Origin of the sequence: Dokdonia sp. MED134 (assembly GCF_000152925.2) — a bacterium.
Classification (GTDB): domain Bacteria; phylum Bacteroidota; class Bacteroidia; order Flavobacteriales; family Flavobacteriaceae; genus Dokdonia.
Genome location: NZ_CP009301.1, coordinates 2,718,607 through 2,731,073, shown reverse-complemented (window position 1 = coordinate 2,731,073; position 12,467 = coordinate 2,718,607). Strand labels below are relative to the sequence as shown.

The 12,467-nt window shown below is 38.3% G+C and carries 14 protein-coding genes; 9 read left to right on the top strand and 5 right to left on the bottom strand.

Translation table 11 applies throughout. The features are described 5' to 3' along the window. Window positions 1-24: 24 nt before the first annotated feature. The 3 genes from MED134_RS12030 to MED134_RS14980 form a co-directional block, all read right to left on the bottom strand. Entirely contained in the window at window positions 25-549 is a 525-nt protein-coding gene (locus MED134_RS12030; RefSeq protein WP_038599508.1) for a DUF4136 domain-containing protein, read from the bottom strand. Between the two features lie 65 nt (window positions 550-614). Next, complete coding sequence (gene obgE / locus MED134_RS12025) at window positions 615-1,613, bottom strand: GTPase ObgE (RefSeq protein ID WP_038599505.1); 999 nt, start codon at window positions 1,611-1,613, stop codon at window positions 615-617. Between the two features lie 49 nt (window positions 1,614-1,662). Then, complete coding sequence (locus MED134_RS14980; protein ID WP_081965013.1) at window positions 1,663-2,778, bottom strand: adenylate kinase; 1,116 nt, start codon at window positions 2,776-2,778, stop codon at window positions 1,663-1,665. Between the two features lie 138 nt (window positions 2,779-2,916). Between MED134_RS14980 and MED134_RS12015 the strand changes: the two genes are divergently transcribed. From MED134_RS12015 to MED134_RS12005, 3 genes are all read left to right on the top strand, one after another. Beyond that, window positions 2,917-4,071 carry a 5-(carboxyamino)imidazole ribonucleotide synthase gene (locus MED134_RS12015; RefSeq protein ID WP_038599502.1) on the top strand — a complete coding sequence of 385 codons (1,155 nt, stop codon included), beginning with the start codon at window positions 2,917-2,919 and terminating at the stop codon, window positions 4,069-4,071. A gap of 10 nt (window positions 4,072-4,081) precedes the next feature. Then, complete coding sequence (gene purE, locus MED134_RS12010) at window positions 4,082-4,561, top strand: 5-(carboxyamino)imidazole ribonucleotide mutase (RefSeq protein WP_038599499.1); 480 nt, start codon at window positions 4,082-4,084, stop codon at window positions 4,559-4,561. A 258-nt stretch (window positions 4,562-4,819) separates the two neighbouring features. Next, complete coding sequence (locus tag MED134_RS12005) at window positions 4,820-6,850, top strand: M3 family metallopeptidase (protein WP_038599496.1); 2,031 nt, start codon at window positions 4,820-4,822, stop codon at window positions 6,848-6,850. A gap of 40 nt (window positions 6,851-6,890) precedes the next feature. Here the strand turns inward: MED134_RS12005 and MED134_RS12000 are convergent, their stop codons facing one another. Beyond that, a complete protein-coding gene (locus MED134_RS12000; protein WP_038599492.1) occupies window positions 6,891-8,111 on the bottom strand; it encodes a glycosyltransferase in 1,221 nt (406 codons plus the stop codon). 88 nt (window positions 8,112-8,199) lie between these two features. On the opposite strand from MED134_RS12000, the gene MED134_RS11995 reads away from it, so the two are divergent. The 6 genes from MED134_RS11995 (at window position 8,200) to MED134_RS11975 (ending at window position 11,528) form a co-directional block, all read left to right on the top strand. Continuing rightward, window positions 8,200-8,703 carry a GbsR/MarR family transcriptional regulator gene (locus MED134_RS11995; protein ID WP_038599489.1) on the top strand — a complete coding sequence of 168 codons (504 nt, stop codon included), beginning with the start codon at window positions 8,200-8,202 and terminating at the stop codon, window positions 8,701-8,703. Window positions 8,704-8,790: 87 nt separating this feature from the next. After that, window positions 8,791-9,171 carry a hypothetical protein gene (locus MED134_RS15215; protein WP_148305668.1) on the top strand — a complete coding sequence of 127 codons (381 nt, stop codon included), beginning with the start codon at window positions 8,791-8,793 and terminating at the stop codon, window positions 9,169-9,171. A 3-nt stretch (window positions 9,172-9,174) separates the two neighbouring features. Next, window positions 9,175-10,089 (top strand): TIGR01777 family oxidoreductase, encoded by a 915-nt coding sequence (locus MED134_RS11990; RefSeq protein ID WP_316930964.1) that lies wholly within the window; start codon window positions 9,175-9,177, stop codon window positions 10,087-10,089. A gap of 5 nt (window positions 10,090-10,094) precedes the next feature. Next, a complete protein-coding gene (locus tag MED134_RS11985) occupies window positions 10,095-10,571 on the top strand; it encodes an SRPBCC family protein (RefSeq protein ID WP_038599486.1) in 477 nt (158 codons plus the stop codon). A gap of 70 nt (window positions 10,572-10,641) precedes the next feature. Continuing rightward, a complete protein-coding gene (locus MED134_RS11980; protein WP_035327462.1) occupies window positions 10,642-11,193 on the top strand; it encodes a sigma-70 family RNA polymerase sigma factor in 552 nt (183 codons plus the stop codon). An 83-nt stretch (window positions 11,194-11,276) separates the two neighbouring features. Then, window positions 11,277-11,528, top strand: coding sequence for a hypothetical protein (locus MED134_RS11975; protein WP_038599483.1), 252 nt, complete (start codon window positions 11,277-11,279; stop codon window positions 11,526-11,528). Here MED134_RS11975 and MED134_RS11970 read toward each other — a convergent pair. Further along, window positions 11,509-12,360 (bottom strand): hypothetical protein, encoded by an 852-nt coding sequence (locus MED134_RS11970; RefSeq protein ID WP_038599480.1) that lies wholly within the window; start codon window positions 12,358-12,360, stop codon window positions 11,509-11,511. The genes MED134_RS11975 and MED134_RS11970 overlap by 20 nt on opposite strands. Window positions 12,361-12,467: the final 107 nt, after the last annotated feature.

Below are 12,467 nucleotides of genomic sequence, written 5' to 3'. Positions count from 1 at the left end.
TACCATTATGGTGCCAAAGTACAATTACTGCTCTGGCGGAAATTTGTTAAAAATTTTTTCTACTAACTTTTTAAAATGTGCATCCCGTTTATCAGGTTTTGCATTTACTTTAATATCGCTCTCACTTATAGCCTCCCATACCGTGGGTTGATTACCTAATGCTTTGTAAACAGTAACTACCATCTTGAGGTGTCGCTCTGGACCGCCTATGGGTATGCCACCGCTTACACCTACGCCTACAGTACCTCCACCGCCTCCTACACCTACGCCTAAGGTGTTTCTAGAGCGTGTCTCATACTCTTCTGAGGTGATTTTTATAAAAAAGTCATTAATCTCTGTCTTGATATAACCGTGAGATTGCAGCATACTATCTGTATACTTCACCACTCTACGCTCATCAAATTCAAGTAGTCCAGTTGGTTCAGAGAAGTCATAATTATAAGAGGTAAGCTTTGAGAAATCTACCTTTGTATCATAGTCATAGTCTACAAATGTTGTCCCGCAACTCGTGAGTAGGACACATATAATGAGGCATAAAAAAATCCGCATAAATCTTTGTTTTGCATAAAGATAACAAAGGTTTACACGGATTATTATATTTTGTTAGTTCTTAACTACCCATTCATCATTTTCCACAAGGCGTCTTTAAGTTCTATAAGACCTTGTTGTGCAACTGCAGAGATAAATAAATAAGGAATAGGAAGTTCTCTATCTAGCTCTTCAGAAAGCTCTGCCTTAAGCTCATCATCCAGCATATCACTTTTTGTAATAGCAATCATTCTGCTCTTGTCGAGCATTTCTGGATTATACTTTTTAAGCTCATTGAGCAAAATCTCATATTGCTCTGAGATACTATCTGCATCTGCCGGAATCATAAAGAGCAATGTAGAGTTACGCTCTATGTGGCGTAAAAATCGATGACCTATCCCTCTACCCTCTGAGGCTCCTTCTATAATACCTGGTATATCTGCCATTACAAATGACCTATAATCGCGGTACTCTACAATACCCAAATTAGGCTTAAGAGTGGTAAACTCGTAATTTGCGATTTTTGGTTTGGCCGCCGTGATAGATGCTAGTAATGTAGACTTCCCTACATTAGGAAAACCTACCAGACCTACGTCTGCCAGAACTTTAAGCTCTAAGGTAAGTGAGACTTCATAACCATCTATACCTGGTTGTGCATATCTAGGTGTCTGGTTAGTGCTACTTTTAAAGTGCCAGTTACCACGACCTCCCATACCACCTTCGGCAGCGATAAACTCTTGACCATCCTCTGTGATTTCAAACAAGACTTTATCTGTCTCTGTATCTTTTATTGTAGTACCTAGAGGCACGTCTATATAGGTATCTTCTCCGTCTAGGCCAGTAGATCTTGACTTTGCACCATTACCTCCGTGACCAGCTCTCAAGTGACGTTTAAATTTAAGGTGTATAAGTGTCCATAAGTTTGAGTTACCTCGCACTATAATATGTCCACCACGACCACCATCACCACCGTCTGGGCCTCCTTTTTCTATAAACTTTTCGCGGTGTAAGTGCGCAGATCCAGACCCCCCATTACCAGAGGTTGTGTGAATCTTTACATAGTCTACAAAATTTCCTTCAGTCATCTTTCAGCTAGCCTTTATATTTAATTGTAATGATTAGTTCTTCACTAATCTATAACGTGTCAATCACGTCACTTAATCTTGCAGTAATCTCTTCTATACTACCTACCCCGTCTACTCCGTGGTACTTATCTTGTTTCTCGTAGTATCCTTTTAAGATTGCCGTCTCTGCATAATATACTTTTATACGATTACGTATCACATCCTCATCTGCATCATCTGCACGACCAGAAGTTTTACCACGCTCAAGTAATCGCTGTACAAGCACCTCATCATCTACCTCTAATGCAACCATACCTGCAACCTCTGTATTTTTTGAAGCTAGTAATGTTGCAAGAGCATCTGCCTGAGCTTCTGTACGAGGAAAACCGTCAAAAATAAATCCTTTTGCATCTGCATTTTTCTCTACCTCTGCACTAAGCATATCTATCGTAACAGTATCTGGCACTAACTGTCCTTTGTCTATATAAGACTTTGCCAGTGTTCCAAGTTCTGTAGCGTTTTTTATGTTGTATCTAAAAACATCACCAGTACTTATATGTACTAGGTCATACTTCTCTTTTAAAACTTCGGCTTGTGTTCCTTTACCGGCACCTGGAGGGCCAAATAAAACCAGATTGGTCATATGAGTTTTTTTAAGTTTATATATTGATGTGAGGTTACGCCCTAGACCATTATAATCTAGACCAAACCCTACCACAAAATCATTAGAAATTTCCAGACCTATATAATCTACCTTATACGGTTTCTTATAGGCTTCTGGTTTATATAAAAGTGAGGCTATACGATATGACGCCACCTCTTCTTGTTCAAGTATTTTTATAATAGTCTCTATAGTATTACCAGAGTCTACTATATCTTCTACTACAATTACATCTCGTCCTTTTAGTGACGGCTCTGCCCCCATTACGGTATGAATCTCATCGCTTTGTTGAGTTCCATCATAACTAGCCACCTTGATAAAGCTCATCTCGCACTCGTGGTCAAACTTTTTTATGAGCTCTGCACTAAATAAAAAAGCACCATTAAGCACTGTAAGAAACACCGGTCGCTTACCTCTATAATCTTCATTAAGGCGCACAGCCACACCGTTTACAGCGTGTTGCACATCTGTTTTTGAAATAGATTTTTCAAACGTTAGGTCGTGAAGTGTAATTGTATTTTTCATAAATAATAAAGGGCAAAGATAGTATTTGAAAATCAGTCCATATAGCTATCTCGATATGAATACATAATTATGAGTTACTCTCAGACGATTTTGTATTTTTGAACCACTATTTTTCGCTTTCGCGAAAACTTATATGCTATGAAAAATTACTTCTCTTCTCAATTTAAATTAGGCATCTTAGGTGGTGGTCAACTAGGTAAAATGATGCTTTATGACACCCGCAAGTATGATATACAGACCTACGTACTTGACCCAAGCAACGAGGCTCCCTGCAAGATTGCCTGCAATCATTTTACACAAGGTAGTCTTATGGACTATGATACTGTAGTAAAATTTGGCCGTAAGGTAGATGTACTCACCTTTGAGATAGAGAGTGTAAACATCGATGCCCTAGAGACGTTAGAAAAGGAAGGCATACAAGTGTATCCTCAACCATCAGTTTTACGCAACATACAAGATAAAGGTGTACAAAAGGACTTTTATAAAAAGCACAACATACCAACAGCAAGTTATGAGAAGTACGCTTTCGCGAAAGCGGTAAAAGAATCTCCACAATGGCTAGACAACCTACCATTTATTTGGAAATCTTGTACAGGAGGCTATGATGGCAAAGGAGTATCTGTAGTGCGCACCGCAAGTGATCTTGACACTTTACCAGAAGTACCTTGCATAGCCGAAAAAATGATCCCATTTAAAAACGAGCTAGCCGTAATAGTAGCTCGCAATGTATCTGGAGAAGTTAAAACCTACCCTGTGGTAGAGATGGAGTTTCATCCAGAGGCAAACCAAGTAGAGTATGTTATCTGCCCAGCTCGTATAGATGAGACCGTAGCTCAAAAAGCACGAGATATTGCAGAGAAAGTTTCTAACGCTTTTGGTCACGTGGGCTTACTTGCGGTAGAAATGTTTCAGACAGAAAATGATGAGATTCTTGTAAATGAAGTAGCTCCAAGACCACACAATAGCGGTCACTACAGTATAGAAGGAAGTTTTACAAACCAGTTTGAGCAGCACCTCAGAGCTATTTTAGATCTACCGCTAGGCAATACAGATAGTAAAGTGGCTTCTGTAATGGTAAATCTAGTAGGAGATGAAGGCTATACTGGCCCAGTAAAATATGAAAACATAGAGCATATAATGGGTATGGACGGGGTTACCCCTCATATTTATGGTAAAAAGGAGACGCGCCCTTTTAGAAAAATGGGTCACGTAACTATTGTAGATCACAATATAGAAAAAGCAAGAACTGTAGCCGAAAAGGTAAAAGGAAGCATAAAAGTAATCGCACAATAAATCAAACACGATGAAAGTAGGAATCATAATGGGAAGCACGAGTGACCTCCCAGTAATGCAAGAAGCTATAGACTTCTTAAAAGAGATGGATATCGATATAGAGGTAGACATTGTAAGTGCACACCGCACACCAGATAAACTTTTTGATTATAGTAAAAATGCACATACGCGCGGCATAAATGTAATTATAGCTGGTGCTGGTGGCGCTGCTCACCTTCCAGGTATGGTTGCTTCCTTATCACCATTACCAGTGATAGGCGTGCCTGTTAAGTCTCGCAACTCTATAGATGGGTGGGACTCTGTGCTCTCTATATTACAAATGCCAGGCGGAGTACCTGTTGCAACAGTAGCACTAGACGGCGCAAAAAATGCTGGAATACTTGCCGCACAAATTCTAGGCGCAAGAGATACCGCACTACAAGACAAAATGCTAGCCTATAAAGAAGGCCTCAAGCAAAAAATTATAGAAGGCGCAAAAAGCATTAAATAAAAAAGACCGCTCTTACGAGCGGTCTTTATCAATGCAGTTGTGGGGGATTGATACTGTATTTATTAACCATTCTAAATATTAATCAAACCTTTTTAATATCTACATCGATTGGGGGAAATCAATTTCATATTTTCTCAAATATATATCTATTTCAAATAGACAGAGCGAACATAAAAAAAATATCGCATATATCGACAAAATGCGTTATTTTTTCGATAAATGACTCATTTATAACGAATTCTAATTTTCAAAGCACATATGTCACTTACATCTAATCCACTTTTACAAGACTTTAATGAAGCTCCATTTAATACTATTAAGGACGAGCACTTTAAGCCAGCCTTTATAGAAGCGATACAAATTAATCGTAATGAGATAGATGCTATTACAAATAATACTGAGGCACCTACCTTTCAAAATACGATTGCTGCTCTCGACTATTCTGGACAACAACTAGATCGTATTTCTAGTGTGTTTTTTAACCTTAATAGCGCAGAGACCTCTGAGGCCATTCAAAAAATAGCACAAGAAGTATCGCCACTTCTTACCGCTTTTAGCAATGATGTTACTCTTAACGAGACACTGTTTGAGCGTATTAAAAGTATATACGCCCAGAAAGATGATTTGGATCTTTCTGTAGAAGAAAAAACGTTATTAGAAAAAAAATATAAAAGTTTTGCTCGTAATGGGGCAAACCTACCTGAAAATAAAAAATCACGCTTACGCGAAATTGATACAGCTCTCGCAAAATTAAAACTCAGTTTTGGCGAAAATATCTTGGCGGAAACAAACAGCTACGAGCTTCACCTCACAAATGAAGAAGATCTTGCTGGAGTCCCTGCAAGTGCAAAAGAAGCCTTTGCAGCAGAGGCAGCTTCTAGAGATAAAGAAGGCTGGGTAGTAACACTTGACTACCCTAGTTACATTCCCTTTATGAAATATGCAGATAATCGTGAGCTACGCAAAAAGCTTTCTCTTGCCTTTGGCAGTAAAGCCTTTAAAGGTAATGAGTACGATAATCAAAAAAACGTCATTGAGATTGTTAACCTTCGTCACGAGCGTGCACAGCTACTAGGTTATGATACGCACGCCCATTTTGTACTTGAAGAACGTATGGCACAAACGCCAGCTAAGGTTAAAGATTTTCTAAACGAACTCTTAGAAAAAGCAAAACCCGCAGCAGAGAGAGAGTTTGCACAATTAGAAAATTTTGCAAAAACACAAGACGGTATAGACGCACTTCAAAAATGGGATGGCTCTTACTATTCTGAAAAACTAAAAAAAGAACTCTTTAACCTAGATGACGAGCAACTCAAACCTTACTTTAAATTAGAAAATGTTATAAATGGTGTGTTTGAAGTAGCAACACGCCTTTTTGGGTTGCAGTTTGAGCAAGTAACAAATGTAGATGTATATCATAAGGATGTAAAAACATATAGAGTAACAGATGTAGATGGTAATTACATCTCTCTTTTTTATGCAGATTTTCACCCAAGAAAGGGAAAACGTGGTGGTGCCTGGATGACCTCTTTTAAAGGTCAAAAAATTGAGAATGGAGTAAATGAGCGACCACACATATCTAACGTATGTAACTTCACTCCATCTACACCTAGCAAGCCATCCCTACTTACTTTTAATGAAGTTACAACACTCTTTCACGAGTTTGGTCACGGGTTACACGGTATGCTAGCAAATACTACCTACCCTAGCCTATCTGGAACTTCTGTATACTGGGACTTTGTAGAGTTACCTAGCCAAGTACTAGAAAACTGGTGTTATGAAAAAGAAGCTCTAGAGCTCTTTGCTACTCATTATGAAACTGGCGAAGTAATACCTATGGAGCTTGTTCAAAAAATAAAAGACGCAGCAACATTTCAAGAAGGAATGCAAACATTGAGACAGCTTAGCTTTGGGTTGCTAGATATGTCTTGGCACGGGCAAGACCCAAGCAATATAACAGATGTAAAAGCTTTTGAAAAAGAAGCCTTTGGCAACACTGCTTTGTATCCAGACACTCCAGAGACCTGTATGAGTACAGCCTTTGCTCACATTTTTCAAGGAGGTTACTCATCTGGATATTATAGTTATAAATGGGCAGAAGTACTAGATGCAGATGCTTTTGAATATTTTAAAGAACAAGGGATATTTAATAAAGACGTAGCAACTAAGTTTAAGGACCACGTACTCTCAAAAGGAGGAACTGAGGACCCTATGACACTCTATAAACGTTTTAGAGGTCAAGAACCTAAACCAGAAGCACTACTCAAAAGAGCAGGACTTATAGATTAATATATTAAGTCGATTAAAAACAAAAAGGAGTAAGCGTGGCTTACTCCTTTTTGTTTTTTTGTGCTATCCATTTTGACATAAATAGTGTGCTACGCATTGTGTGATGTTGTAACATCTGGCCTGTAAAGTTTGCAGCACGATGCATAATCAAATTATCTATCAGGTGCTGTAATGTATCTGTAAGCAGGCTGGCAAATGATTCTTTTTGAAAATTGTTATTGATAATAGTCACTCCGTTTTTTTGGGCTTGTGACCATTGTGCTTCATTTGTGTAAAGAGAGACCGCTGCTTTTACAAATGCATCATAATCATCATTTACACTGCCGGGCCAGTCTAGGTGCTGGCTCATTCCCTCTGCTCCTATCGCTGTTGTTACAGATGGAGTGCCACATTGCATAGCATCTATAAATTTACCTTTAAGGCCAGCCCCATACCTAAGCGGTGCTAGTAAAACTCTGGCATTTCTTATCACCTGGTGAGCGCTCTCTGCTCTTCCTTTTACCAAAAACCCCTCTTTGGGATTATGCAGCTGTAATGCCTTCTCTGGTACATAAGCACCATAAATATGCATCTCTGCTTGCGTCAATTGCTGGCGTATATGCGGCCAAATATGTTTTTTTAGTTCTAGGGTGGCATCCCAGTTAGGTGGGTGTATAAAATTGCCTATGGCTATAAAATGTGCCCGCTCTTTAAAAGGAACAAAATCAGTCTCAAGTGTAGAAACTAGAAAGGGCACATAGTGCAATAATGACGCAGGAACCTTGAAAAAAGTTTGTAGCAAATCCATCTCTACTGTTGAGATCATTAAGGTGAGATCACATCTGTAAATGGAGGCTATCTCCCTTTTGGCGATATCAGAAATTAAGTCCTTGGGTTCAAAAACTCGCTCTTCTTTTACGGCTTGCGCTCTTGCTTTTCTTAGGCAGTGCAGATCTTCGGTGTCTAGTATTTTTAGAGCATTGGGGCACGCTTCGTCTATTCGCCAGCCAAATTGCTCCTCTGCCATAAATCTATCAAAGAGTACGATGGTGGGGTTGTACGCTTTCGCGAAAGCGTTAAAAGAATCATCGTTAAGCTGTATCGTTACGGTCTCAATATCAAAATCATTTAGCGAGATTGCATTTTGAGAAGCTCCGGCTGTACTTGCATAGGTGACACTCCAGCCTTTTTCTTTAAAAATAGTAAGCAGCTGTAACATCCTACTTCCTGCTGCCGAAGAAGTGGGCTCTACCCAAACTGTTGAGATCACAAGTACATTCATAATCCAAAAATAGGGATAACAAAACTGACAGTGAAAATTTAACTTTCATTTATTATTGAAATTACAATAACATTCTTATATTTGACGTATGGAATTTGATCAAGCAAAAAATAAGTTTATACAAACTTGGGGAGCGCTAGGTACGCAATGGGGTATTAATAAGACAATGGCTCAAATACACGCCTTGCTTATGGTGTCTCCAGAGGCGCTCAGTATGGAAGATATTATGGGCGAGCTTTATATCTCTAGAGGAAACGCAAGTATGAACCTGCGAGCACTTATAGACTGGGGAATTATCTTTAAAGAGTATAAAACGGGTGAACGCCGAGAGTATTTTGTAGCCGAAAGTAACATAGATGAGCTTGCCAGAAAAATAGCCAAAGAAAGAAGTAAGAGAGAGATAAAACCTACGCTACGTGTCTTGCAAGAAGTAAGTAGCATAGAAGGAACAGGCACTACAGAGGCTGCCCACTTCAAGACCAAAACGGCAGAGCTCTATGAGTTTGTATCTAGAGCAGATAGTATGCTAGAAAAAATTACAGACTATAAAGAAAGCTGGATTACAAAAACAATTATGAAGTTAATGAAGTAACAATTGTTAACCATTACATTTAAGGAGCACTGTAAAAGTGCTTTTTATTTCACTTAAAGTTTCAATAATTTCTGAAATATAAATATTATGAAAACACTATTCCTTATCAACAAAACTCTCATTATTACTAATGCGATTTTATTTATAACAGTCTATGGCGGTCTACTTTTCCTGCCCATAACTGGAGCCATACAAGTATGTTGCTTTGTGTACCTCCTATTTCGCTGGTCTGATGTAGCGCCCCATCTCAAGAAGTACTTTATAATATATGGAGTTGTAACGGTCTTGAGCCTTTCGCTTCTTTTATGTTTAAATCATTTCTCATCGCTTAACTTCTTGTTTTGGCTTCCTATTATACTAGGCATTACTCTAAGCATCTACTTTTTAATACTCACATACAAGCAGAGTGAGTATACACTTACCTCGCAAGAAAAAGACATATCAATCGTATCAAATAAAACAATCTAGGCAATGATGAAAAAATTAATAATCGCTGGTGGTAGTGGCTTTTTAGGCAGTATACTTATTAACCACTTTCAAAATCAATTTGAGGAAATAGTTCTGCTTTCGCGAAAGCAAAAAGAACCTTCTCACAATGTTCGTACAGTACTGTGGGATGCAAAAAATGTAGCAGGATGGAAAAACGAATTTGAAGATACAGATGTAGTCATAAATATGGCTGGTAGATCTGTAGACTGTCGTTATCACAAAAAGAACAGAGACGCAATTTTAAACTCACGAGTAGACACGACAACCATTATAGGTAAGGCTATCTCTCAGTGCAGCAATCCGCCACAGGTGTGGCTTAACTCATCTACAGCTACTATATACAGACACTCGCTAGAAACACCTATGACAGAGGTAAATGGTGAGGTAGGCACTGGCTTTTCTGTAGAAGTTGCAAAGGCGTGGGAGCAAGCTTTTTTTGACAGCAATACTCATCTTACTCGCAAAGTTGCGCTACGTACTTCTATCGTTTTAGGAAAGGATGGAGGAGCACTACAACCTATCAAAAAAATAACTCAGTTAGGTCTAGGTGGCAAACAAGGCGATGGCAAACAAAAATTCAGCTGGATACATCAAGATGACTTTGTGCGAAGCTTAGACTTTTTAATTAAAAGCGATACTTTAAAAGGGCCATTTAATATAGTCTCCCCTATGGTCACAACTAATAGCGAACTTATGAAGTATATGAGATCTGTTTTGAAAGTTCCCTTTGGTCTTCCTGCGTCAAAACCACTTTTAGAGATAGGAGCTTTTATCATTAGAACAGAAACCGAATTACTTCTTAAAAGCAGGTATGTGATACCAGAACGGTTAATAAAAGCTGGATTTACGTTTACACACCCAGAATTAAAGAAAGCACTATATAACTTACTAGCTTAATAACTATGAGCACCATACAACTTGAAACTATAATTAATGCTCCGGTAGCGGCTGTTTTTAAACTATCGCTCAACATAGACTTTCATATGCAGTCTATGGATCAATCGCAAGAAAAAGCCATAGCTGGTGTAACTTCTGGTTGCATTAAAAAGGATGAAACGGTTACCTGGCGAGGAAAACATTTCGGCCTCTGGTTAACGCACACGAATCTTATTACAGAGTACGAACCCTATACGAGCTTTGTAGACGAAATGATTAAAGGTAGGTTTAAGTCTTTCCACCACAAGCACATTTTCATAGACCAGAATGGTAGCACTAAAATGCAGGATATCATTACATATAAAACTCCATATGGTCTTGCTGGAAACTTTTTTGATAAAACCGTCCTCTGTAATTATTTAACTCGTCTCATAAAAAAAAGGAACGCGCATCTCAAACACACACTAGAAAACGGTGGCGATTCCACTTTCGCGAAAGCGTAAAAAAGCACGGCAATAAGAAAAACTTTATATTTGGCTGTTATTTAAATCCCACAAATGCGACCTTTATTATATGGCAACTAATCAAATTGACCCCACAAAGTGGGTAGATCAATATTCTGACTACCTCTTTAACTATACGATTGCCCGTGTAAATGATCGCGAAGTGGCACAAGATCTTATTTCCGAAACATTTCTTGCGGGATTAAAATCTATGAAGAATTTTAAGGGTGAGGCAACAGAGCGCACCTGGCTCATCTCGATCTTAAAACGTAAAATTATAGATCATTATCGTAAGAGCAACTCTAAAAAGGGTAAGGCAGAAGTACGTATAAATTATAAGGATGAAGAAAGTGAAGGCGACTGGCTAGAAGAACGCGTAGCAGACCCCTTTGATAAAACTGCTGAGGATAGCATACAAAACGTAGAGCTAGGCGAGGCAATCTTTAATTGCTTAAGTAAACTGCCAGAAAAACAAGCCCGCATTTTTAAGATGAAAACTATAGATGACTTTGATACTGAAGCCATTTGTAATGAATTTGATATTACTCCGTCTAATTTTTGGGTGATCATACACAGAGCCCGAACGGCTATGGCAAGTTGTATGGAAAAAGACTGGCTATAACCCCAAGCTGAATAAAAAAAAATCGTAATCAATATGATTACATAGTTAAAAAGAAACCCTCTCAAGGGTCTAAATTTTAAGAAATGAAATTAAAAACAGAATGTCACGAGGCTAACCACATTTGCGACAAGAACCAGTATAAAGAGGCTACTTTTATGGAAAAGGTGCGTCTTAATATACACCTTATTTACTGCCGTGCTTGTAGAAAATACTCTATGAGAAATTCTAAACTCACCAAGGCTGTAAATAATCCTACTGTGCAAACGGTAAGTACCTCTGAAAAAGAGGCAATGAAACAACGCCTTCAAGAACAGATTAATAGCTCAAATAGTTAATCACAAGTACAAGCCACAGCCATAATAATGGTATTCCTTCTACCCAAAAGGAAGAAAAGTACATTGTAGCCGCAGAGCGTTTTTGTGATAGGTAGATACAAATACTAGTTACCATCATAATAAACAGCTGACTTAAAAAGGTATCAAGATTAAATTCATCTTTAAAGAATTCTAATATACAGCATAATAAAAGCCAGGTCACTCCAATGATTTTGGCTTTTTTTACACCCACTATTTGAGGCAAAGTTTTAAGAGCTAGATTATCAAAATCCATATCCCGTATCTCAAAAGGGATCATAAGCGCTAGCACAAATAGTATGCGCTGTATAAAAATCACACCAACATCCCAAGTAATAGTTCCATCTTGCAAGACCGGCAAGATTACGGTAACCCCACTCCACACGACACCTATTATAAAAATCTTGAGACCAGCTACACTACGCAAATTTCCTTTTACGAGTGAAGCTTTGTTTTTTGGCATAAAAAAAGGGATAGCATACAGCAGCGTCACAAGCCCCAGTATGCCACAGGCAACCCACACCTCTAGTGACATAAATAAGGAAGTTACCAGCATACCTACTCCACATATAACCGAGTATATTTGGATTGTTTTTAGGGATTGTGCTAGACTACGGTGATGTAAACCAGCTATTTCGGCATATTTAACAAAATTATATCCCGTCACTGTGCTAAAAAACAAAAAACTTAGCACCACAAAATTAACGTTTATGTCTAATGATAAATAGGTAATCCAACCTAGTGCTACAACAGATAAACTCACGTGAGTACTACTATTTATATAAAAATCAAAAAGACGTTTTATGCGCTGCATTAGACAAAAGTACTACAACTGTTAATAAGCCACCTATATGGTTGAAAACATTAGCACTCCCATTGTGAATTATGTACTAAAAATCGGTTTCATTGCATTATTTTTGT

What these genes read in the sequence shown, in the direction of transcription:
- MED134_RS12030 (WP_038599508.1), bottom strand. Translation starts at nt 549, where the DNA reads ATGCGGATTTTTTTATGCCTCATTATATGTGTCCTACTCACGAGTTGC.
- obgE (WP_038599505.1), bottom strand. Translation starts at nt 1,613, where the DNA reads ATGACTGAAGGAAATTTTGTAGACTATGTAAAGATTCACACAACCTCT.
- MED134_RS14980 (WP_081965013.1), bottom strand. Translation starts at nt 2,778, where the DNA reads ATGAAAAATACAATTACACTTCACGACCTAACGTTTGAAAAATCTATT.
- MED134_RS12015 (WP_038599502.1), top strand. Translation starts at nt 2,917, where the DNA reads ATGAAAAATTACTTCTCTTCTCAATTTAAATTAGGCATCTTAGGTGGT.
- purE (WP_038599499.1), top strand. Translation starts at nt 4,082, where the DNA reads ATGAAAGTAGGAATCATAATGGGAAGCACGAGTGACCTCCCAGTAATG.
- MED134_RS12005 (WP_038599496.1), top strand. Translation starts at nt 4,820, where the DNA reads ATGTCACTTACATCTAATCCACTTTTACAAGACTTTAATGAAGCTCCA.
- MED134_RS12000 (WP_038599492.1), bottom strand. Translation starts at nt 8,111, where the DNA reads ATGAATGTACTTGTGATCTCAACAGTTTGGGTAGAGCCCACTTCTTCG.
- MED134_RS11995 (WP_038599489.1), top strand. Translation starts at nt 8,200, where the DNA reads ATGGAATTTGATCAAGCAAAAAATAAGTTTATACAAACTTGGGGAGCG.
- MED134_RS15215 (WP_148305668.1), top strand. Translation starts at nt 8,791, where the DNA reads ATGAAAACACTATTCCTTATCAACAAAACTCTCATTATTACTAATGCG.
- MED134_RS11990 (WP_316930964.1), top strand. Translation starts at nt 9,175, where the DNA reads ATGATGAAAAAATTAATAATCGCTGGTGGTAGTGGCTTTTTAGGCAGT.
- MED134_RS11985 (WP_038599486.1), top strand. Translation starts at nt 10,095, where the DNA reads ATGAGCACCATACAACTTGAAACTATAATTAATGCTCCGGTAGCGGCT.
- MED134_RS11980 (WP_035327462.1), top strand. Translation starts at nt 10,642, where the DNA reads ATGGCAACTAATCAAATTGACCCCACAAAGTGGGTAGATCAATATTCT.
- MED134_RS11975 (WP_038599483.1), top strand. Translation starts at nt 11,277, where the DNA reads ATGAAATTAAAAACAGAATGTCACGAGGCTAACCACATTTGCGACAAG.
- MED134_RS11970 (WP_038599480.1), bottom strand. Translation starts at nt 12,360, where the DNA reads ATGCAGCGCATAAAACGTCTTTTTGATTTTTATATAAATAGTAGTACT.